Annotated in this window: 21 protein-coding genes; 15 read left to right on the plus strand and 6 right to left on the minus strand. The window is 65.9% G+C overall.

What is annotated here, in order from left to right:
• Positions 1–34: 34 nt before the first annotated feature.
• From HWX32_RS01650 to HWX32_RS01670, 5 genes are all read left to right on the plus strand, one after another.
• Entirely contained in the window at positions 35–2,122 is a 2,088-nt protein-coding gene (locus tag HWX32_RS01650; protein WP_175934480.1) for a glucose PTS transporter subunit IIA, read from the plus strand.
• 26 nt (positions 2,123–2,148) lie between these two features.
• Positions 2,149–3,840, plus strand: a complete 1,692-nt coding sequence (ptsP, locus tag HWX32_RS01655) for a phosphoenolpyruvate--protein phosphotransferase (protein WP_175934481.1) — start codon at positions 2,149–2,151, stop codon at positions 3,838–3,840.
• 450 nt (positions 3,841–4,290) lie between these two features.
• The gene (locus HWX32_RS01660; protein ID WP_175934482.1) at positions 4,291–5,955 is read left to right on the plus strand and encodes an ABC transporter substrate-binding protein; all 1,665 of its coding nucleotides are present in this window, start codon (positions 4,291–4,293) and stop codon (positions 5,953–5,955) included.
• Between the two features lie 158 nt (positions 5,956–6,113).
• Entirely contained in the window at positions 6,114–8,885 is a 2,772-nt protein-coding gene (locus HWX32_RS01665) for an ATP-dependent Clp protease ATP-binding subunit (protein ID WP_175934483.1), read from the plus strand.
• A gap of 146 nt (positions 8,886–9,031) precedes the next feature.
• Positions 9,032–9,202: a DUF4236 domain-containing protein gene (locus HWX32_RS01670; RefSeq protein ID WP_082259708.1), complete on the plus strand. Its 171-nt coding sequence runs from the start codon at positions 9,032–9,034 to the stop codon at positions 9,200–9,202.
• On the opposite strand, the gene HWX32_RS01675 is transcribed toward HWX32_RS01670, so the two are convergent.
• Positions 9,181–10,041 (minus strand): A/G-specific adenine glycosylase, encoded by an 861-nt coding sequence (locus HWX32_RS01675; protein ID WP_254868218.1) that lies wholly within the window; start codon positions 10,039–10,041, stop codon positions 9,181–9,183. The two genes, HWX32_RS01670 and HWX32_RS01675, sit on opposite strands and share 22 nt — an antisense overlap.
• Positions 10,042–10,063: 22 nt before the next feature.
• Here HWX32_RS01675 and HWX32_RS01680 point away from each other — a divergent pair, with 22 nt between their 5' ends.
• On the plus strand, positions 10,064–10,690 hold the full coding sequence (locus tag HWX32_RS01680) for a carbonic anhydrase (protein WP_075466299.1): 627 nt from the start codon (positions 10,064–10,066) through the stop codon (positions 10,688–10,690).
• 9 nt (positions 10,691–10,699) lie between these two features.
• Positions 10,700–11,431, plus strand: a complete 732-nt coding sequence (locus HWX32_RS01685; RefSeq protein ID WP_175934486.1) for a hypothetical protein — start codon at positions 10,700–10,702, stop codon at positions 11,429–11,431.
• Here HWX32_RS01685 and radA read toward each other — a convergent pair.
• Positions 11,428–12,798, minus strand: coding sequence for a DNA repair protein RadA (gene radA, locus HWX32_RS01690; protein ID WP_175934487.1), 1,371 nt, complete (start codon positions 12,796–12,798; stop codon positions 11,428–11,430). The two genes, HWX32_RS01685 and radA, sit on opposite strands and share 4 nt — an antisense overlap.
• 91 nt (positions 12,799–12,889) lie before the next feature.
• Positions 12,890–13,438, minus strand: a complete 549-nt coding sequence (locus HWX32_RS01695; RefSeq protein ID WP_175934488.1) for a hypothetical protein — start codon at positions 13,436–13,438, stop codon at positions 12,890–12,892.
• Positions 13,439–13,669: 231 nt separating this feature from the next.
• Here HWX32_RS01695 and HWX32_RS01700 point away from each other — a divergent pair, with 231 nt between their 5' ends.
• From HWX32_RS01700 to rlmB, 8 genes are read left to right on the plus strand one after another with little or no spacing between them, the layout of a single operon-like run.
• Positions 13,670–14,260, plus strand: a complete 591-nt coding sequence (locus HWX32_RS01700) for a CarD family transcriptional regulator (protein ID WP_175934489.1) — start codon at positions 13,670–13,672, stop codon at positions 14,258–14,260.
• The gene (gene ispD, locus HWX32_RS01705) at positions 14,261–14,962 is read left to right on the plus strand and encodes a 2-C-methyl-D-erythritol 4-phosphate cytidylyltransferase (protein WP_175934490.1); all 702 of its coding nucleotides are present in this window, start codon (positions 14,261–14,263) and stop codon (positions 14,960–14,962) included.
• Positions 14,963–15,015: 53 nt separating this feature from the next.
• Positions 15,016–16,278 carry a hypothetical protein gene (locus tag HWX32_RS01710; protein WP_075466281.1) on the plus strand — a complete coding sequence of 421 codons (1,263 nt, stop codon included), beginning with the start codon at positions 15,016–15,018 and terminating at the stop codon, positions 16,276–16,278.
• 31 nt (positions 16,279–16,309) lie between these two features.
• A complete protein-coding gene (locus HWX32_RS01715) occupies positions 16,310–16,876 on the plus strand; it encodes a hypothetical protein (RefSeq protein WP_175934491.1) in 567 nt (188 codons plus the stop codon).
• The gene (locus HWX32_RS01720) at positions 16,877–17,494 is read left to right on the plus strand and encodes a hypothetical protein (RefSeq protein ID WP_175934492.1); all 618 of its coding nucleotides are present in this window, start codon (positions 16,877–16,879) and stop codon (positions 17,492–17,494) included.
• Between the two features lie 17 nt (positions 17,495–17,511).
• Positions 17,512–18,000 (plus strand): 2-C-methyl-D-erythritol 2,4-cyclodiphosphate synthase, encoded by a 489-nt coding sequence (gene ispF, locus HWX32_RS01725; RefSeq protein ID WP_075466275.1) that lies wholly within the window; start codon positions 17,512–17,514, stop codon positions 17,998–18,000.
• A 5-nt stretch (positions 18,001–18,005) separates the two neighbouring features.
• The gene (cysS, locus tag HWX32_RS01730) at positions 18,006–19,373 is read left to right on the plus strand and encodes a cysteine--tRNA ligase (RefSeq protein ID WP_175934493.1); all 1,368 of its coding nucleotides are present in this window, start codon (positions 18,006–18,008) and stop codon (positions 19,371–19,373) included.
• Between the two features lie 6 nt (positions 19,374–19,379).
• Positions 19,380–20,321: a 23S rRNA (guanosine(2251)-2'-O)-methyltransferase RlmB gene (gene rlmB / locus HWX32_RS01735; RefSeq protein ID WP_175934494.1), complete on the plus strand. Its 942-nt coding sequence runs from the start codon at positions 19,380–19,382 to the stop codon at positions 20,319–20,321.
• Here the strand turns inward: rlmB and HWX32_RS01740 are convergent.
• From HWX32_RS01740 to HWX32_RS01750, 3 genes are read right to left on the minus strand one after another with little or no spacing between them, the layout of a single operon-like run.
• Positions 20,311–21,081 (minus strand): PHB depolymerase family esterase, encoded by a 771-nt coding sequence (locus tag HWX32_RS01740; RefSeq protein WP_075466269.1) that lies wholly within the window; start codon positions 21,079–21,081, stop codon positions 20,311–20,313. The genes rlmB and HWX32_RS01740 overlap by 11 nt on opposite strands.
• Positions 21,063–21,776, minus strand: a complete 714-nt coding sequence (locus HWX32_RS01745; RefSeq protein ID WP_254868219.1) for a trehalose-phosphatase — start codon at positions 21,774–21,776, stop codon at positions 21,063–21,065. Before HWX32_RS01745 ends, HWX32_RS01740 begins: the two co-directional genes overlap by 19 nt.
• Positions 21,773–22,153: a hypothetical protein gene (locus HWX32_RS01750; protein ID WP_175934495.1), complete on the minus strand. Its 381-nt coding sequence runs from the start codon at positions 22,151–22,153 to the stop codon at positions 21,773–21,775. The genes HWX32_RS01745 and HWX32_RS01750 overlap by 4 nt, the downstream gene beginning before the upstream one ends.
• Positions 22,154–22,184 lie beyond the last annotated feature (31 nt).

Here is a 22,184-nt window from a genome sequence, read left to right on the forward strand (position 1 = left end):
GTCTTTTTCGTTGCCATGCGAAAGGAGTTCAAAGATGGCAACCACAAAGGCGGACCTGCAGTCGCAGGCCGCGGACATCCTCGAAGGGGTGGGCGGCGCCGACAACATCTCGTCGCTGACGCACTGCGCCACCCGTTTGCGCTTCGAGCTTCACGACGCTTCCTTGGCCGACAAAGACCGCCTCGAGGCGAACCCGAAGGTGATGGGCGCCGTTCCCCAAGGCGGTAGCCACTACCAGGTGATTGTCGGCGGCGACGTGGCCACCGTGTACAACGAGATCAACCGCCTGCCCGAGATGGCAGACCGCGCCGCGGTGTCGAACGACGACCTGAAAAAGCAGCAGCGCGACAAGGCGAAGGGCAAGATGCCCTGGCTGGACACCTTCTTCGAGTACCTCTCCGACTCCTTCCGCCCGATCCTGGGCGTGCTGCTGGGCGCCTCGCTGATCATCGCGTTCGCCGCGGTGCTCGACGCGTTTAACCTGGTGGACTTCCGCGCGGAAGTCAAGACACCGGGCTGGCAGTTCGTGGACGCCATGTGGGGCTCGGTGTTCTTCTTCCTGCCGGTCGCGGTGGCCTACAACGCGGGCAAGAAGCTGGACATCGACCCGTGGGTGCCCGCCGCGGTGATGCTGGCCCTGTTCACCCCGGATTACATGAACCTCACCGATCACCCGGAGGCCCGGGTGGTGGAATTGTTCGGCGCGCCGACGAACGTCATCGACGTCTTCGGCCTACCGATGATTCTGAACCCCTACAACGGCAACGTGTTCGTGCCGCTGATCATGGCTGCCGTGGCGGCGCTGTTGTACAAGGCCCTGCAGAAGATCATCCCGTCTGCGGTGCACATGGTCTTCGTGCCGTTCCTGACGCTTCTGGTGATGATCCCGGTCACCGCGTTTCTCATCGGTCCGTTCGGCTACCTGCTCGGCGCCTGGATCGGCACCGGGCTGGCCTGGATGAACAGCAACGCTCCGTTCATCTTCGCCGTGCTCATCCCGATGCTGTACCCGTTCCTCGTGCCGCTGGGCCTGCACTGGCCGCTCAACGCGCTGATGCTGGTGAACATCAACACCCTCGGCTACGACTTCATCCAGGGCCCGATGGGTGCCTGGAACTTCGCCTGCTTCGGCGCCACCGCAGCGGTGCTGGCAATCTCCATGCGCGATAAAGATCCGCTGATGCGCCAGACTTCCGGCTCCGCGCTTGCCGCGGGCCTGCTCGGCGGTATCTCCGAACCGTCGCTGTACGGCATCCACCTGCGCTACAAGAAGATCTACCCGCGCATGCTGGTGGGCTGCTTCGCCGGCGGCCTCACCATCGCCATCCTGGGCACCCCGTTCGGCGGCGTGAAGACGAACGCGTTCGTGTTCACCTCCATCCCCACCATGTTCGTGTTCGACCCGATGTGGGTCTACATGATCGCCATCGCGGTGGCGTTCTTCACCTCCTTCTTCATCATCCTGGTCACCGACTACCGCACCCCGGAGGAGAAGGCGGAAGCCTTGGCGCGCGCCGCGGCTGCCCGCGAGGCATCCGAGGGCGTCGAGGCTGAAATGGTTGAGGAGGAGGTCGTGGCTGAGGAGGATCCGGCGCGGGAGCCCGTCGCAAAGCAAACTGCTCCTGCTGCCGCTGAACCCGCCGAATCCGCCGCTGAGCCGGTAACCACTGAGGTGCTCGCGCCGGTCGGCGGCGAAGTGATCGCAATGGGCGCGCTAAGCGACGCCGCGTTCGCGTCCGGCGCGCTCGGCCAAGCCGTGGGTGTCGTGCCGGCGAACGCGACGCTGAAGGTGCTCGCACCTGTCGCGGGCAAGGTGATTTCCGTGGCGAAGACGAACCACGCCTACGGCATCAAGACCGACAACGGCGTGGAGCTGCTCGTGCACATCGGCATCGACACCGTGAAGCTCGAAGGTGCAGGCTTTACGCCGCTGGTGGAGAAGAAGCAGCGGGTTGAGGCTGGCGACGCGCTGGCGGAGGTGGATTTCGCCTCCATCGCCGCCGCGGGCGTGGACACCACCGTCATCACCACGGTGGTGAACTCGAAGAAGCTCGCAAGCGTGAACGACGTGGCCGAAGGCACCGTCACCGCAGGCCAGCCCGTGCTCGAGGCCGTGAAGTAAGCCACCCGCCAAGAAAGGATCTGAACATGTCGAACCGCACCGTCCTCCACGGCATCGGAGTCTCCGCTGGTACAGCATCCGGGCCGGTAGCCGTCGTCACGCCTGCAGTGGGTATCGACGAGCACGAACCCGCCTCCGTTGACCCGGAGGCCGACGGCCAGCGCGTGCGCGAAGCACTCGGCGAGGTTGCCGATTCGCTGGGCGCCCGCGCCGCCCACGCGAACTCCAAGTCGTCCAAGGCCGTGCTCGAGGCCACCGCGGCGCTGGCCACCGACAAGGGGCTGATCCGCGGCATTGACAAGGAGCTCAAGAAAGGCACAGGCGTAACGAAGGCGATCCACGACGCCGTCGAGGTGTACGCCGCCAAGCTACGCAAACTCGGCGGCTACATGGCGGAGCGGGTGACCGACCTCTACGACATCCGCGACCGCGCCACCGCGCGTGTGCGCAACCTGCCCGAGCCGGGCGTGCCGGATCTCTCGGAGCCGTCTGTGCTGGTCGCGCACGATCTCGCCCCTGCGGAGACCGCCACGTTGAACCCGGAGCAGGTCCTCGGCATCATCACCGAGGCGGGCGGCGCGACATCGCACACCGCGATCCTCGCCGCGCAGCTTGGAATCCCCGCGGCTGTGCAGGTGAGGGGCATTTCGCAGGCTATTATCGACGCTCCGTTGGTTGCCCTCGACGGCGGCGTCGGCGAAGTCATCGTGGCACCGAGCGAATCGGATGTCTCCGAACTCGCCGAGCGCTCGAAGCGGCGCGCCGCCGCCCTGGCCGGTTCCTCCGGCGAAGGCGCGACCCGCGACGGCACCCGCGTGAAGTTGCTGGCCAACATCGGCACCGCCGACGACGCCGAGAAGGCAGCGAAGTACGACCTGGAAGGCTCCGGGTTGTTCCGCTCCGAGTTCCTTTTCCTTGACCGCGACGCCGCCCCGAGCGTGGAGGAGCAAGCCGAGACCTACACGAAGGTGCTTGAGGCTTTCGACGGCCGCCGCGTCGTCGTGCGCACCCTCGACGCTGGCGCCGACAAGCCGCTGTCGTTCGCGGACCTCGGCGAGGAGGAAAACCCCGCACTCGGCCGCCGCGGGCTGCGTCTCTCCCAGGCGCGCGAGGACCTCCTGGACGCCCAGCTCGAGGCGCTGGCGCAGGCCAACGCAAAGGTAGACGGCGCCGACCTGTGGGTCATGGCGCCTATGGTTGCCACGGTCGAAGAAGCTCACTGGTTCGCCCAACGCGCCCGCTCGTTCGGCCTGCCGAAGGTGGGCGTGATGGTGGAGACCCCCGCAGCCGCAATCCGCTCGAAACAGATCATGGAGGAGGTGGACTTCGCCTCCATCGGCACCAACGACCTGTCGCAGTACACGATGGCCGCCGACCGAATGCAGGGCGAGCTCGCCGACCTGCTCAGCCCCTGGCAGCCGGCGCTGCTGTCGATGATCCGCGAGACCTGCCGCGGCGGCGACGCCACCGGCAAGCCCATCGGCGTGTGTGGTGAAGCTGGTGGCGACCCGCTCATGGCGCTCGTGCTCGTCGGCCTCGGCGTGAAGAGCCTCTCCATGGCCCCGGGTAAGGTTCGCGCCGTGCGCGCCGCGCTGCGGATGCACGACTTCGACACGTGCCGTCAGATGGCGAACTTCGCTGTCGACGCCCGCACCGCCCACGACGCCCGTGAAGCTGTGCTCGCTCTGGCCGACCCGGTGCTGCGGGATTTGCTTTAGGCGTTGCGCGTCGTGCGGTCTCGGGGGTGGGGGTAGCAAGCGCATTGCGGATTAGTTGGCCCGCACCCACTTGTCCGCAATGCGGAGTTCGGTCGGGGCTTGCGGTGCCTCCGCTCCAACTAGTTGGTCGGCACCAACTTGTCCGCAATGCGGGGTCCGGCCGGGTCAGGCGGTGCTTCTGCTCCAAATGGTTGGTCGGCACCCATTTGTCCGCAATGCGGAGTCCGGCGCGGGCGTCGCTGTCTAAGATCGCGCGCAATGAACAGGACGGTACATATTTTTATTCGCGCTAACGATTTGGATTGGAGGGCGTTGTGCAGGGGGAATCGTCGATAAGCTAGTGAAAGTAGACAGGGCTGTATGGCGGAGATTGTTTGGTTGCTGCCGGCTCGGGATAGTTTGTGTTGACACGTACAAGTCCACTCACTCATCGGAATCGAGCTGACAATCATGCAAGACCGCACGCGCGCGATCCTCGCGCCTGTTCTCGCCGTAGCTACCGTCGTTTCGCTCGCGGCATGTGCGACGACGGAAAGCGACTCCGCCGCAAACGACGCAAAGACCGCAAACACCGAAAGCGCCGCAAACGGCGCGGCAGGCGGGGACTACATCACGATCGGCACCACCGACAAGATCACGCGTATCGACCCGGCCGGGGCCTACGACAAGGGATCCTTCGACGTGATGCGCCAGGTGTACGGCTTTCTGGTGGAGCCGGGTGCGGAGGACACCGCGATCACGCCGTCGCTTGCGGAATCCGCCGAGTTCACTGCCCCGGACGAGTACACCGTCAAGCTGAAACCGGACCTCGCGTTCGCGAACGGCAACGAGCTGACCTCGTCGGACGTGAAGTTCACCTTCGACCGCCAGAAGGCTATCGACGACCCGAACGGGCCGGCATCGCTCCTCGTGAACCTGGAATCGGTGGAGGCGCCTGACGATCTGACGGTGGTGTTCAAGCTGAGCGACTCGAATGACCAGACTTTCGCGTCCGTGCTCAGCTCGCCGGCGGCGCCGATCGTGGACGAGGAAGTGTTCCCGGCGGACTCGGTGCTGGATAGCCAGGAAATCGCGGAATCCGGCGCCTTCGCCGGCCCGTATGTGCTGGAAACGTACCGGGAGAACGAGCAGGTGACCTACGCGAAGAACCCCGAGTACAAGGGCGTGCTCGGTCAGGCGCGCAACGAGGGCGTGGACGTGAAGTACTACGCGGACGCGTCGAACCTCAAGCTGGATATCCAGCAGAACAACATCGACGTCGCGCACCGCTCGCTCACCGCAACCGATATCGACGACCTGCGCAAGGACGACAACGTCACGGTCGTGGAGGGGCAGGGCGGCGAGATCCGCTACCTCACCTTCAACCTGAACACTCAGCCCTACGGCGCCACCACGCCCGAGGCCGACGAGGAGAAGGCGAAGGCTGTGCGCCAAGCGGTTGCGGCGTCGATCGACCGCGATGCGCTGGCCAAAGATGTCTACCGTGACACCTACTCCCCGCTGTACTCCCACGTTGCGGACGGGCTGCTCGGTGCCACGGAGCCGCTGAAGGAGCTTTACCTCGCCGACGACGGCAAGCCGGACGCCGGCAAGGCGCGCGACATTCTCGAGGCCGCCGGTGTGACTACGCCGGTGGAGCTGAACGTCCAGTACAACCCCGACCACTACGGGCCGTCTTCGGGCGACGAGTACGCCGCGATCAAGGCGCAGCTGGAGGGAACGGGCCTGTTCACCGTCGACCTGCAGTCCACCGAGTGGGTCCAGTACCAGAAGAACCGCGTCGCCGACGCTTACCCCGTGTACCAGCTCGGTTGGTTCGCGGACTTCCCGGACCCGGACAACTACCTCACGCCGTTGTTCGCCCCAGGCAGCAACTTCTTGAACAACCACTTCGAGAACACCGCAATTACCGACGAGCTGAACAAGTCGTCCCACGAACAAGACGAGGCGGCGCGCGTTGAGGAACTGGCCACGGTGCAGCGCGAACTGGCGGAGGAGTTGCCGACGGTGCCGCTTCTCCAGGGCAAGCAGACCGTGGTGACGGGGACGGATATCGACGGGGTGGTGCTCGACGTTTCGGTGGGCTTCCGCTACGCGCTATTGAGCCGTCGATAAGCATGCTCTGCAGCCCTGTTCGCTACGGGCGAACACCCCGCCCGACCTGCGCAATTGCATCGCTTAACGACGGCCGGGTGGCGAAGGCGGGAAGAGGTGTCGGCGGCCGACGTTATGGTGGTGGACAACAATTTTTGGTTTAGGAAGGGGCAAGCCACATGTTCGAGCGGTTTACGGACAGGGCCCGTCGCGTTATCGTCCTGGCGCAGGAGGAGGCGCGCGAGCTCAACCACAACTACATGGGCACAGAGCACATCCTGCTCGGCCTGATTAAAGAGGGCGAGGGTGTCGCCGCGAAGGCGCTCGAATCCATGGGCATCAACCTGGAGGACGTGCGTCGCGAGGTCATCGACATCATCGGCCATGGCTCCCAGCCGGCCACCGGCCACATCCCGTTCACCCCGCGCGCGAAGAAGGTGCTTGAGCTTTCGCTGCGCGAGGGCCTGCAGATGGGGCACAAGTACATCGGCACCGAGTTCCTGCTGCTCGGCCTCATCCGCGAGGGTGAAGGCGTTGCGGCGCAGGTGCTGATCAAGCTCGGCGCCGACCTGCCGCGCGTGCGCCAGCAGGTGATTCAGCTGCTCTCCGGCTACGAGGGCGGCGAGGGCCAGAACCCGGAGTCCCCGCAGCAGGGCGGCGGCGGTTTCGCTGGCGCTGGTGCTGGCCCGGGTGCGGGCGGCGGCCAGCGTGGCCCGCAGGGCGGCGAGCGTTCCAACTCGCTCGTGCTCGACCAGTTCGGCCGTAACCTCACCGCGGCGGCGAAGGAAGGCAAACTCGACCCGGTTGTCGGCCGCGACAAGGAAATCGAGCGCGTAATGCAGGTGCTGTCGCGTCGTACCAAGAACAACCCGGTGCTCATCGGTGAGCCCGGCGTGGGTAAAACCGCGGTGGTAGAGGGCCTCGCCTTGGACATCGCCAACGGTAAGGTTCCGGAAACGCTGAAAGACAAGCAGGTCTACTCGCTGGACCTCGGCTCGCTGGTGGCCGGCTCGCGCTACCGCGGCGACTTCGAGGAGCGCCTGAAGAAGGTACTCAAGGAGATCAACCAGCGCGGCGACATCATCCTGTTCATCGACGAGATTCACACGCTCGTCGGCGCAGGTGCAGCAGAGGGTGCTATCGACGCGGCTTCGCTGCTCAAGCCGAAGCTGGCCCGCGGCGAGCTGCAGACCATCGGTGCGACGACGCTGGATGAGTACCGCAAGCACATTGAGAAGGACGCCGCTCTGGAGCGTCGTTTCCAGCCGGTGCAGGTGGACGAGCCGAGCGTGGAGGACACCGTGCAGATCCTCAAGGGTCTGCGCGACCGCTACGAAGCGCACCACCGCGTGTCCTACACCGACGACGCGCTCAAGGCCGCCGCTACGCTCTCGGACCGCTACATCAACGACCGTTTCTTGCCGGATAAGGCAGTGGACTTGCTCGATGAGGCCGGTGCCCGCATGCGCATTAAGCGCATGACCGCTCCGGAGGAGCTTCGCGAGGTCGACGACCGCATCGCCGAGGTGCGGAAGGAAAAGGAAGCGGCGATCGACGCCCAGGACTTCGAGAAGGCTGCTGGCCTGCGCGACACCGAGCGCAAGTTGGGCGAGGAGCGCTCCGAGAAGGAAAAGAAGTGGCGCTCCGACGACCTGGAGGACATCGCCGAGGTCGGCGAGGACCAGATTGCCGACGTACTGGCGAACTGGACCGGTATCCCGGTGTTCAAGCTCACCGAGAGCGAGTCTTCTCGCCTGCTCAACATGGAAGACGAGCTGCACAAGCGCATCATTGGCCAGGACGAGGCTGTGAAAGCCGTGTCCCGTTCCATCCGCCGCACCCGCGCTGGCCTGAAGGACCCGAACCGTCCGTCCGGTTCCTTCATCTTCGCCGGTCCGTCCGGTGTGGGTAAGACCGAGCTGTCGAAGGCGCTTGCAGAGTTCCTCTTCGGCGACGACGACTCGCTGATCCAGGTGGACATGGGCGAGTTCCACGACCGGTTCACCGCCTCGCGCCTGTTCGGTGCCCCTCCGGGGTACGTGGGCTACGAGGAGGGTGGCCAGCTCACCGAGAAGGTGCGTCGCAAGCCGTTTAGCGTCGTGCTTTTCGACGAGATCGAGAAGGCGCACAAGGAGATCTACAACACGCTCCTGCAGGTGCTCGAAGAAGGCCACGTCACCGACGGCCAGGGCCGCAACGTTGACTTCAAGAACACCGTGCTTATCTTCACGTCGAACCTGGGTACCGGTGACATCTCCAAGCCGGTCGGCCTGGGCTTCACGGGTGACACCGCGGTTGACTCCGAAGCGCAGTACGAGCGCATGAAGGGCAAGGTTAACGACGAGCTGAAGAAGCACTTCCGCCCCGAGTTTTTGAACCGTATCGACGAGATCGTGGTGTTCAAGCAGCTCACCCAGGGCGAGATCGTCGAGATGGTGGACCTGCTTATCTCCCGCGTGGACAAGAACCTCGCCGCCCAGGACATGGGCATCGAGCTCACCGAAAACGCGAAGAACCTGCTCGCAGTCCGCGGCTTCGACCCGGTGCTGGGTGCGCGCCCGCTGCGCCGCACGATTCAGCGCGAGATCGAAGACATTCTCTCGGAAAAGATCCTCTTCGGCGAGATCGGCGCCGGCGAGATCATCACCGTGGACGTCCAAGGCTGGGACGGCGACGTGGAGACCGCCCGCAAGGACCGCGGCAAGGCTGCCCCGGATGCGGAGTTCACGTTCACCCCGCGCCCGAAGCCGCTCCCGGCCGACACCTTCGATGAGGAGGAAGTCGAGCTGGAGGAGGAGATCCGCGACATCGAGCCGGGCAACCGCGAGGACGAGACTGAGGCGTCCGAGTTCCCGGACGAGCGCGACACCGACCCGGAGCGCCCCGACGAAAACCCGGGTGAGGGCCGTGACGGCCAGGGCAACGAGGGCGAAGGCCCCGAGCCGGTCTAGCGGTTAGCGCCAGTAACGGCTAGAAAAGCGCCAGCGAAGCGTGGATGCTTCGCTGGCGCTTTTTGTTGCGTGCAAGTAGTGAAGCTGCCATGATGAGCAGCACAACACGACTTTTGGGCATAAATAAGAAGTGTAGGCTGCTGCGCATGGGTTACCAGTATCGGAAGCGCAAAAAGATCAGCAAGGACAGCTGGCTGAACTTCTCCGGCTCGGGGGTCTCCGCGTCGAAGAAGATCGGGCCGGTCACCGTGAACTCGCGCGGGCGCGTATCTGTGAAGCTGCCCGGCGGGCTGCACTACCGCGGCAAGTGGAAGTAGCCGCGGGAGTCTTGGACGGCGAGGCCGTCGTCAAGCAGTGAAAATAGTGCGCGGGAAAGTTGGGCTTGGTCGGGCCAGGTGGCGTCGATAAGCGATTGCTCCACCGGCGAATCCGCCTCGCGCAACAGGCGCATGATTTTGCCGCGTACCTGCCTGTCCGTGCCCGCGAACTTTTGCGTGCGGCGCGACTTCAACTCGTCCTCGCTCGGCGCGGGCTTCCCGGCGGCCACCCACTCGCATCGCGTCACGGGGCACTGCCCGCACTTCGGCGCTTTCGCCGTGCATACCAGCGCGCCGAGCTCCATCAGGCCGGCGGAAAACTCCGGGCCGCTTGTTGGGGGCAGTAGCTTATCGACGGCTCCCAGCTCACCTTTCCCCGCCACCCCAACCGGGCGCCCGCGTTCAGCGCGCGCGACGACGCGGCGGACGTTCGTGTCCACCACCGGCACGTTCTTGCCGAACGCGAAACACGCCACGGCGCGGGCCGTGTAATCGCCGATGCCGGGAAGCGCGAGGAGCTCATCGACGTCGCGGGGCACCTCGCCACCGTGTTTGTCCACGATCACCTGCGCGCACTCTTTCAGCCGCAGCGCTCTGCGGGGGTAGCCGAGTGAGCCCCAGGCGCGCAGCACCTTGTCCGTGCCGGCGGCCGCGAACGCTTCCGGGGTGGGCCAACGCCGCATCCACTCCTCCCAGATGGGGGCGACGCGCTCTACCTGCGTCTGGTGGCTCATCACCTCGCTGAGCAGGATGCCCCACGGCGACGTGCCGGGTGCGCGCCACGGCAGCGGGCGGGCGTTGTCGCGGAACCAGGCGATGATTTCGTTCGAGTCGAGCACAATGTTTGCAACAATAGTGCGTATGACTACTCCTTCTGACACCGATCTCCTCTCAGCAACCTCGCCCCGCGACGCTTGGGAGCGCCTGCGGGCCGGCAATGAGCGTTTCGCAGCGGGCGAAGACACTGGCGCCCACCGCGACGCCGAGTACCGCCAGCAGCTCACCTCCGGACAAAACCCCGCCGTATGCATCGTGAGCTGCTCCGATTCGCGTGTTCCGGTGGAGCTGCTTTTCGACGCTGGGTTCGGCGACGTATTCGTCATCCGCACGGCTGGCGGCATCGTCGATTCCGCAGTTTCCGCGTCTGTAGAGTTCGCAGTAGACGGACTGGGTGTAAAGCTCGTGCTCTTCCTGGCGCACGAGTCCTGCGGTGCGGTCGGCGCGGCCACCAAAGCGCTGGATTCGGGCGAAATCCCGGCAGGACTGACCCGCGTGTTCGTGGAAAAGATTGCCCCCTCCGTGGTGGAGGCCAACGCCCGCGGCGAGCAGGTGGAACAGGCGCACGCGCGCAACGGTGCGGAGCACCTCGCCGCCCGCATCCCTTCCGTGGTGAAGGGCTTGCAGGCCGGCACCGTCGGCGTGGTCGGTGGGCGCTACCGCCTCTCCGACAGCCGTGTCGAGACCACGTACGAAAACTTCGGCAACTAAGTTAAAGGCATGTCGAACCAGCGCCCCCTTCCCCCGGAGATCTACATGCGCCGCCGCGTGGCGGCACTCGTCATTCTCTTGGTGGTCGTGGCGCTGCTTGTGTGGGGCTTGACCGCCTGGGCCCGCAGCGGCGGGGGCGACGACGGCGCAGACGGGGTCTCCGAAACCACCGCCGAGGCAACCGCGGAGCAAACCCCTACGTCGAACCCGGCCACCGAGCCGACGGTGCCCGCCCCGGGCGAGGAGACGGAGACCACCGAAACTACGGGCAGCTCCACCGCCACCGTGACAACCCAGGTGACCAAGAGCGAGGATGCGGAGGAGACCGCGGCCGCACCGGCTCGCTCCGGCGTGTGCGAACTGAAAGACTTGGTGGTCACCGCGATTCCGAGCCAGCCGTCCTTCCCCAAGGGCACGCAGCCGATGTTCTACATGGAGGTTCAAAACCCCACCGACACGGACTGCGAGATCGACCTGGACGAAAACCTGCTGCGCTTCGAGGTCTACGACATGGCCTCCAACGAGCGCATCTGGGCAGATACGGACTGCTACGAGCCGGTGGCCACGGGCTCGGAGACGTTCAAGGCGGGCGACAAGCGCGGCTGGGAGGCCCGCTGGTCCGCCACTGCCTCGCAGCCCGGCCAGTGCAGCAACCGCCCGGCGGTGGAGCCCGGCTCCTACTTCCTGCACGCGGTGATCGGGGATAACGCCTCGGACGCGTCGCCGTTCAACATCACCTAGCCGCGTTCCTTCAGCAGCGCGATGGCTTGGCCGAGGGTGGAGGCTTGGTGGACCGTCAGGCCGTCGATAAGCACCTGCTCCCCGGCGGGCACAATGGCCTGCTCGTAGCCTAGGCGCGCGGCTTCCTGCAGGCGGCGGCCGAGGTTGGGTACGCGCCGGAGTTCGCCCGCGAGCCCCACCTCGCCGATCACCACGGTTTTCGCTGGTAGCGGCGTTTCGTGCAGCGACGACCAGGTGGCGAGCGCAACCGCGAGATCCGTCGCAGTCTCCGTAATTCGCACCCCGCCCACCGTGGCCACGTAGGCGTCCTTGTCGTTGGTGCGTTCACCGCAGCGGGCCTGGAGCACGGCCAGCACCATGGGAACCCTATTGAAGTCGAGGCCCGTGACCACGCGCCGCGGGCTCTTGTTCACCGGGTCCACCGTGAGCGCCTGCACCTCGGCGAGGATGGGGCGCACACCGTCCATCGCCACAGTTACCGCGGAGCCGTCCGGGGTGCGCCCACGGTGCGAAAGAAACAGGCCACTTGGGTCCGGCACCTCGCGGATCCCGTCGGCGGTTTGCTCGAAGCAACCCACCTCGTCCGTCGCGCCGAAGCGGTTCTTAATGCCGCGGAGCATTCTTAGCGACGACTGCCGGTCGCCCTCGAAGTTCAACACCACGTCCACCAAATGTTCAAGCACGCGCGGGCCCGCCACGTTGCCGTCCTTGGTCACGTGGCCGACCAGGAGCACCGGCATGTTCGTGGTCTTGGCAAGCGAAGTCAGCGCTGCCGTCACGGCGCGGGACTGGGCCACGCCGCCTGCGACGCCCTCGACACCCGCGGCGTGCATCGTCTGCACCGAGTCCACGATGAGCAACGAAGGTTTCAGCTGCTCAACGTGGCCGAAGACCACATCCAGGTTCGACTCGGCTGCGAGGTACAACGAGTCTTTAAGCGCCCCGGTGCGCTCGGCGCGGGTCCGCACCTGGCCTGCCGATTCTTCCGCCGTGACGTACAGGGCCTTGCGGCCCAGCGAGGCCCAGCGCGACGCCACTTCGAGCAGCAGCGTGGACTTGCCCACGCCCGGCTCACCCGCCATGAGCACCACGGAGCCCGGCACCACGCCGGAGCCGAGAACCCGGTCCAGCTCCCCGATCCCGGACTTCACGGTGTGGGTGGCTGCCGCGTTGATCTTAGTAATCGGGGTGGCGGGCGAGGTAGGAGTAAGCGCGGAAGTTTTCACCGGACCCGAGCTGGAAGCGGCCACCGGGGTCTCCTCCTGCAGGGTGCCCCAGGAGCCGCACTCCGGGCAGCGGCCGAGCCACTTCGGGGAGGAGTAGCCGCATTCGGAGCAGGTGTGGATCACGCGTTGTTTCTTCGCCATGGGTAGAAACCGTATACCACGCTCCGACGCGAACTTTGGGGACGAAAAAACCGCTGGTCAAGCCAGCGGTTTCGTCAATTCAAGCGAGCGCTTAGTGGTCGGCGTTCCCGCCGTCGCCCGTCTCGCGGTTCACCTGACCGGACGGCAGGGTGGGGGCGGACACCGTCGCGGTGACATCCACGGTGCCGGTGTCGAAGGTGAACTTCACCGGCAGGTTGCCGCCGTACGCGAAGCCCTCGTTGTTCAGCGCGGTCTCGGTGTAGACGATGCAGTTGTCGTCGTCCTGCGGCATGCGCTCCAGGCCCTCGGCCGAGTCAGCCACCAGAGCGCAGTTGTACTTGATCGCGCCGGAGTTTTCCAGCTGCACCGTCTGGCCATCGACCGCGACGTTCTGCAGGGTGTGATCCTTCATGGAGGTGTCCTGGTTGGTGGCGGTGAATTTCAGCGCCGCGGTACCGTCCTCCGCCAGGACGACGGTGACGTCCTGCACGGCAACTTCGCCGTTTTCGGTTGCGCCGGAAGCGCCGTCAACTGCGGCGACCTGGTCCGAGGTCTGCGTGATCTGACCGGCCGAGCAGCCGGTGAGAGCCAGGGCGGCACCTGCGGCGAGTGCTACGCCAGCAGCTTTCAGGGACTTCACGAGGGGTCCTCCATCGTTTGATCATCTCGGGGTTATCTCCGCATTACTTTAGCGGTTGTCGGCTCACTTTTCCCACTTTCTACCCCTAATCGGTGGCTGCCCTGTGGGCGTCGATAAGCAAATGCTCTGTTAGGGTTGTGGGGTCAATCTTTCGTTCAAGCGCGCTCGAGACCGTGCTAGAAACCGTGCTCGAGAATGTGCTCAAGGTAGGGCATCAAGCAAGGAGCTGCAATGGAATTCAAGGTCGGGGAGGTCGTGGTGTACCCGCACCACGGCGCGGCTCGTATCGCCGATATCGAGCAGCGGGAGATGAAGGGCGAGAAACTCGATTACCTCGTGCTGCAGATTCTCCACTCCGACTTGGAGGTCCGGGTGCCGGTGAAGAACGCCGAGTTGGTGGGCGTGCGCGACGTGGTGAACGAGGAAGGCCTGCAGAAGGTTTTCTCAGTGCTGCGCGAAACGGACGTGGAGGAAGCCGGCAACTGGTCGCGGCGTTACAAGGCGAACCAGGAGCGGCTAGCCTCGGGCGACATCAACAAGGTTGCCGAGGTGGTGCGCGACCTGTGGCGCCGCGACCAGGGCAAGGGCCTGTCCGCGGGTGAGAAGCGCATGCTAGGCAAGGCGCGCCAGATCCTGGTCGGCGAGCTCGCGTTGGCGGAGCCGGTGGATGAGGCGAAGGTCGATGAGATGGATAAGGAAATCCAGCGCATCATCGACGAGCAGGTCAAGGCCGGAATCGTCGCGGACCCGGGTGTGGTGGACGACGAAGACGACGTCGATCTCGACGAGCTCAGCTTCGACGACGAGGACGACGAAAGCTAATTGGATCGCCGCGTAGTCGCCGTCGTCGCTGCCGCGGGCAAGGGTGCCCGTTTGGGGGCCAACGTGCCCAAGGCCTACGTGCCGCTGCAGGGCCGCACGCTGCTTGAGCACTCGGTCTCCGCGATGGAGAACTCCGAGATGGTCGACGAGATTGTGGTGGTGGTCAGCCCGTCGATGGAGCCGCTGGCGCGCCGCTACCTCGAGCGCCACGATGTGCGGTTTGTCCACGGGGGAGCGGAGCGCGCCGACTCAATTTATGCCGCATTGCAGAGCATTGAGCTTGACGACGCTTGCGTGCTCATCCACGACGCGGCCCGCGCGCTCACACCGCCGGGGATGATCGTCAGGGTCGCACAGCGCGTGCTGGCGGGGGCGCCAGCGGTGGTGCCTGTCGTCCCCGTGGCCGACACCTTGAAGCGCGTTGAGGGGGACGTGGTGCGCGACACCCCGGAGCGTTCCGCGCTGCGGGCGGCGCAAACACCGCAGGGGTTCGACCTGCGGGCGCTGCGGGAGGCTAACGAGGCATATTTCGCGGGAGCGGCGGGATTTGAGGCGACCGACGATGCGTCGCTGATGGAGTGGTTTGGCGCTCCCGTGGTGACGGTCCCGGGCGATCCGCTGGCGTTCAAGATCACCACGCCCATCGACTTGCAGCTCGCGACCGCGCTCACCGATGCGGCCTCCACGACAATTGTTGAATAACTTTTACCTCTGCACTAGCTGACACTTAGACAAAATTCAGTTATTGTTCGATCATGCAATTTCGACGAGTGATCACCGCCACGGCTGTCGCGGTAGCGTTGACGGCTTCTGCGGTTCCCGCAGTGGCCGTCCCCGCCATGCCGCAGGGATACCCGGTCCCCGGCTACGGCACTGCCTGCGCCGCGGACACGCAGCCGAACGGCCCGCAATGGCGCTACGGCGAAATCGGACGCAGGTACCTCTCCGACGGCAGCCTCCAATTCACCAACCGCACCGACCAGGTCGTCCCGTACTCCGCGACGGTGGAGACCGGCACCAACCACGCCATCAAGGCGAACTCGAAGGCCACCCTCCCGAGCGGCTGGGACACCACAGCCAAGACGGATATCGGGCTGAAGGAGACGAACGGCTGGATTGAGGGCGAAACCTTCGGACCCATCAAGCTCGGCCCGGGCGAGTCCTTCCGCGTCGACTACGGCGTACTGGAGAAAGACTTCATCTCCATGTTCATGACGTGCGACAACGGGGTGCTGCGCAATGCCCCCGGCGCGAATGTCATCCGCGGCACCGGGCCGGCGGAGCGCTACGCGTTCGCCTACATCATCAAAGCGGACGGCACCGTCTCGGACGTGGCGCTTGAGATCCCGTCGCGCAGCCCGGGGGCGAATTCGCGCCCGGTAGGCGACACCTACACCGCGGTCTCAGGGCCCAGCCTGGAGGAAATCGCCAGCCCGCAGGATACGATCGTCGAGCCGGACGCGCTGTTCCAGCGCGATCCCCAGTGGCCCACCTTGGGCCAAAAGGCGCGGCGGGGGGATAAGTCCTACTACCCGTACGACATCACCGCTGTAGCACCGACCTACCGCAAACCGGGGTACTCGGTGGACTTTCTCAACTGGACAAAGGGCGAATACACATACACCCCGGTCACCGACTACGTCGTCGGCGCCGAATACAACGGGTATCTGAACTGGATGGGCAACAACAACAGGTTGCCCTCGGGGTGGCTTGAATCGGTGGGCGCGGTTTTGCGCGCCTACATGCCCGTGGGCACCGAGCTGAAGCCGGTCCGGCTCGCCCCCGGGGAGCGCGTGCGCGTGGAGTACGGCACCACCATGACCCGAATCAACTACCGCGAGCTTTCGGCGGGCCGCGACGGAACGTACAGCCGCGTGACGCAGCACCCGCAGGCCAGCGCGCCGAGCGGCTTTTGGGCCGAGGCTGTGATCACCGCCCCTGATGGCACAAAGCGCACCGAGGACGTCACACCAGACGCGTTCCGCACCCTGCCCGTCGCCACTCAGAGCACCCTCTAACCAGTTTCTTTCACGATGTAAGGACACCACCATGAAACGCACACTTTCCACCATCCTCGCAACGTCCCTCGCCCTCGCGGCGCTCGCGCCGACGGCGGAGGCCGCGCAGAAGCGCACCGTCGCGCCGACGAACCCGACCACCATTGGCGCCACCTGCTCGAACCCGGGCGAGCGCGGTCAGACCGTGCGAATCGTGCGCAGCTACTTCGACGGCTCCGCGGGCACGTGGACGGTGTCGAACTACAACGACGAACCTCTGCCCATCACCCGCACGATCACCGAAACCAAGACGAAGACGTGGAACGTCACCGCGGGCTTGAGCTTCGATGTGGCGAAACTGATCCAATTCACGTTCTCCACCAGCTACACCGATTCCCAGTCCTACTCTGTGGGCGAGCAGATCGGCCCGTACAACGTCGCGCCGGGCAAAACCGCAGTGCTCCAGGCTGGGTGGATCGTGTCCGACTTCGAGGGCCAAGAGACTGTCTGCGCGGCCGACCGCACCTGGCGGCCGAGCGGCGCCACGTTCACCGCAACCATGCCGAAGGAGCGTCACGTGCGTGTGAGCACCCGCGACAACATCGACTGGGGCGCGTAAATGCGCATCCGGAAAAACGCCAACGCAGTTCTCGCCGCAGCCTTCAGCGCGGCGCTCGTCGTGGGAGGCGCGAATGCGCCCGAGGCCGCCGCGGCAACGCAGCCGGCGGGCTACGAGTTCGAGCTTCCGCAGCGCTGGAACGAGGATCTCGCTCCCGGCAGCCGCTGCGCAACGCCGGGGCTGAAAGACACCTACGTTTCGGCGCGCCGGCGCTGGTTCAAGCAGACGGACGCGGCCAGCGTCTCAAACTTCACCGAGGAGACGATTCCGGTGACCCACACGGTGAAGGAGAAACGGGTGCAGACCCTCGAGGTTTCCGGCACGTTCACACCCAAGGGCGACTTGGTGAAGAATGTGTCGCGCTCCTACGGTTGGAATTACGTCCGCGAGATCAGCTGGGCGTTCAACCAGAAGGTCGGGCCCTACCTGCTCGACCCGCAGACGCAGGGGCGTCTGGTGTGGGGGTTCGTGATGTTGGACGGCGATGCCCAGGACGTGCTCTGCGGCAGGGACCAGCGTTGGGCCGCCACCGGGAGACCGTACACCTTCAGCGTGCCGGAGGCCCGCTACTCGGAGCTGGTGGTGGAAGCACACGACATCATCGACTGGGGAGTGTAGCGGCTAGGGTTGGCCACATGAGTGAGCTGCGAGTAGGCACTGCGTTCGACGCGCACCAGATCGAGGCGGGGAAGGAGTGCTGGATCGCCGGCATCCTGCACGAGGGCCAAGACGGGTGCGAGGGCCATTCCGACGGGGACGTGGTCAGCCACGCGGTGGTGGACGCGGTGCTCTCCGCCGCGGGCTTGGGTGACCTCGGGTCGTTCGTGGGGGTGGACCGTCCGGAGTACGGCGGGGTGAAAGGCGTGGAGCTGCTCCGCGAACTGCGCGAGCTGGTTGCGCGCCACGGCCACCGGGTGGTGAACGTGTCGGCGCAACTCGTGGGCCAAACCCCGAAGATGTCGCCCGTGCGCGAGGAGGCGGAGCGAGTGCTCAGCGAGGCGCTCGGAGCGCCGGTGAGCGTGTCGGCCACCACCACCGACCACATGGGTTTCACCGGCGAAGGCAAAGGTAGGGCGGCGATTGCGACGGCGCTCGTGGAAGTGTCGGGCGGGTCCGTAGACTAATCACCGTGACTCAACGCATCTTTGACACCAAGACCCGCACGTTGCGCGACTTCGAGCCGTTGCGCGAAGGGAGCGTGTCCATTTATTTGTGTGGCGCGACCCCGCAGGCGAAGCCGCACATCGGCCACCTGCGCTCGGGCGTGGCCTTCGACATCGTGCGCCGCTGGTTTGCGGCCAAGGGCTTCGACGTCGCGTTCGTGCGCAACGTCACTGACATCGACGACAAGATCCTCACAAAGGCCGCGGAGCATGGCCGCCCCTGGTGGGAGTGGGTGTCCACGTACGAGCGTGAGTTCACCCGCGCCTACGACACGCTCGGCGTGCTCCCGCCGTCGGTGGAGCCGCGCGCCACGGGGCACGTGACCCAGATGGTGGACTACATGCAACGGCTCATCGACGCGGGCTTCGCCTACGCCGCGGACGGCTCGGTGTACTTCGACGTGGATGCGTGGGTGCGCGCAGGCGGCGACTACGGTTCGATCTCAGGCAACCGGGTCGAGGATATGGAGCAGGGCGAGACGGATAACCGCGGCAAGCGCGGCGCGCGTGACTTTGCGTTGTGGAAGGCCGCGAAGCCGGGCGAGCCGTCCTGGCCCACCCCGTGGGGCGACGGTCGCCCGGGTTGGCACCTCGAGTGCTCCGCGATGTCCACCTGGTACCTGGGCGAGAGCTTCGACATCCACGGCGGCGGGCTGGATCTGCAGTTTCCGCACCACGAGAACGAGCAGGCGCAGTCGCACGCCGCCGGCGACGGTTTCGCGCAGTACTGGATGCACAACCACTGGGTGACCATGGCGGGTGAGAAAATGTCCAAGTCGCTGGGCAACGTGCTCTCCATCGACAACATGCTCGAAGAAGTGCGCCCGGTGGAGCTGCGTTACTACCTAGGCTCGGCGCATTACCGCAGCGTGCTGGAGTACTCGCCGGAGGCGCTCAGGGAGGCCGCGGCGGGCTATCGCCGCATTGAGGATTTCGTGCGCAAGGCAGGCACGCCGAAGCCCACTACGTGGACGGAGGGGTTCCAGCAGGCGCTTGACGACGATTTCGCGGTGCCCAAAGCCCTGGCAGAAATCCACAACGCTGTGCGCGAGGGCAACAAGCACCCCGAGCGCGCCGCCGAGATTGCTGGCCAGGTGCGCGCCATGGCGGCCGTGCTGGGCGTGGACCCCGGGGAGTGGGGCAGCGCCGCCGAGTCCCAGACGGGCACGAACGCCGCGCTCGCGGTGCTGGTTGAAGCGGAACTCGAACGCCGCACGACCGCACGCGCGGAGAAGGATTGGGCGACCGCGGACGAGGTGCGCGACCGGCTTGCCGCAGCCGGTATCGAGGTGACGGATACGGCCGACGGGCCGACCTGGGAGATCAAGGAGTAAAACGACATGGCGAAGCCGTACCAGCGCCGCGACGTGCAGAAGAAGAACAAGAAGGGCCCGACGAAGGGCTCCGGCGGGCAGCGCCGCCGCGGCCTGAAGGGCAAGGGCGCGACCCCGAAGGCTGAAGACCGCGTCTACCACTCGGCGCACAAGCGCAAGGTGGAACAGAAGCGCCGCGACCAGGGCCGCCACGACCGCGAGGTGGCGGATCTGGTGGTGGGCCGCAACCCGGTGGTGGAGTGTCTCAAGGCGAAGGTGCCGTCCGAGGCGTTGTTCGTCGCCCAGGGCACCGGCCACGACGACAGGTTGAGCGAGGCGGTGGCGATTGCGAATGCGCGCAACCTGCCGGTGCAGGAAGTGCCGCGCCAGCAACTCGACGCGATGACCGGCAACGGCATGCACCAGGGCGTGGGACTGAAGATCCAGCCGTTCAAGTACGCGGACTTCCAAGACCTGCTTGAGGCCACGGCAGAAGCGGACGCGCCGGGCATGTTCGTGGTGCTGGACAACATCACGGACCCGCGCAATCTAGGCGCGGTGATCCGTTCCACGGCGGCCTTCGGCGGCAACGGCGTGATCATCCCGGAGCGCCGCTCTGCGCAAGTCACAGGCGTGGCGTGGCGCACCTCGGCCGGCACGGCCGCGCGCCTGCCGGTGGCGCGGGTGACGAATGTGACGCGCACGGTGGAACAGTTCAAGGACAACGGCTACACCGTGGTCGGCCTGGACGCGGGCGGCGAGCACACCCTGGACACGTTCGACCAGGCCACCGAGCCGGTGGTCATCGTGGTGGGAAGCGAAGGCAAGGGCATTTCACGCCTGGTGCGCGAGCACTGCGACGTGATCATGAGCGTGCCGATGACGGACTGGGTGGAGTCCCTCAACGCCTCTGTGGCGGCCGGTGTGGTGCTCAGCGAGTTCGCCCGCCAGCGCCGCGTTACAGGCTAAAGAAGCCGCCGACGATCTCCGCGCCGGTGACCAACTCCGTGCCGGGGCCGATGCGGGGATCTAGATCGGTGCGCCCGGGAACCATGTGGCCGAAGTCTGCGATGCTCCAAAGTTCCACCGGGGCCTCACCCGACCAAGCGTCCACCCGGTAGCCGCGGTGCTCCTGGGCGGAATGCCCGGTGCAGCCATTGAGCTGCGCGAGGTACTCGGCGGAGCCCAGCGCGGAACGTGTCTCGCCGCGGTTGTTGTTATTGATGCCCGCCATGCCACCCTTATACGGCACCAAAGGATCGGCGGTGCCCTGCACGCTCACCACCGGGGTGGGCACAAACTCCGAGGTATCCACCGCCGTGTTGTCCTCGGTAGGCATGGACGCGCCGAAGAGGGCGGCGCCGGTGAGCACCCCGGGGGCGTCGAAAAGCATGCGAAGCACCATCTGTCCGCCGTTGGAGAATCCGATGCCGATGACCCGCTCCGCGGCGTAGTGCTCCACCAGCTTGCGTAGGAAGCCGACGTCGTCGATGCCAAGGCGCCGCGTCTCCTCGGCGAGCCCGGTGCGCAGGTCGTTGAAGTGCCTGCTCACCCCGTCCGGGTAGACCACAGTAGGCCCGAGCTCCTCGAACTGGCGGGAGGTGAAGTTGCGCATCACGCTTCCCGATTGCAGTGAGCCGTGCAGCACCATCAGCAGCGTGTCGCGCTTACCCGGCACCTCGAGCCAGGTGCGCGTGCGTGCATCGTGTGTCAGTTCGCGGCGTTCCATCGCTCCCTTTCTCCCGCGAGTTCTTGCAGGAAATCGGCCATTTCGTCCACGCCGCCGACGCGCACATTGCTTATCGACGGCTTGCCGCCCACCTTCCCCCCAAGATCAGCCGGCCCCAGCACCGCCATGGCGGTTTCGTCCGTGTCGTCGTCGCCGGCGAACACCGTGGCGGCGAAGGCGTGCTTGTGGCGAGCCAGCCAGGAGCCCTTCGTGATGTCCACGGCGGAAAATTCCACCACGTTATGTCCGGGGGTGACGGGGCGGGTGGTGTTGATAGCCAGGGCTTTTGCAAGCATGCGCTGCGCGGCGGGGCGGTCGGCCACCGGCGCGACGTGCAGCACGCGTTGGTAGGGCTTGACCTCCACGTACGCGCCGTCCCGGACGATGGCCTCAAGCTGGCGGCCGATGTCGTCGAGGTACGCCTCGTCCTCCGCGGTGAGCGCCGGGCCAGGCTCCGCGCCGTGGGAGCCGACGAGCGTGGCGGGCAACCCGTGGGGCAGCACGCGACGCAATCCGTCGAGGTGCCGGCCGGTGAGGATGGCTACCTCGGTGCCCGGCACGCCCGCCAGGCGGCGCAGCGCGTCGTCCGCCGCCGGGTGCATGGCCACGGCGTAAGGGTCCGGGTTGAGCTCTGCGAGCGTGCCGTCGAAATCCAGGCACACCAGAAGCGTTTCAGCGCGGGCTTGGTCGATCACAACAACATCAGCCTTAACGATGGTGGCTCGATGGCCTCCACGACGGCGGTGAGCACCACTTCGTAGTCCGACAGCTGGTGCACGTCGAAACGGGCTCCTGGGGAAAGCAGCCCCGCGAGCTGATCGTGGGTGCGGCGCGCCCCGCCGACGCAACCGCCCGCGTCCGGCATATCCACGTCCGTCACCGTCAGTACGCCCTTATCGATGGCGTACGTCCCGCTCATCTCGGCGCACCCAGTGGTGCCGCGGAACGACGAACCGTCGACGGCCACGTTCACCGCGCCCGCGGCGTCCACGGGCAGCGCGCCGGGGGTGTCCGGGTCGGTGTACACGGCGACCACCTGCCACGTCTCCTCGCGCGCGCAGGCGGAAAGCACGAGCGCTGCTGCTATAACGGGTAAAGCGAAC

This window comes from Corynebacterium sp. Marseille-P4321 (genome assembly GCF_903645305.1).
GTDB lineage: Bacteria > Actinomycetota > Actinomycetes > Mycobacteriales > Mycobacteriaceae > Corynebacterium.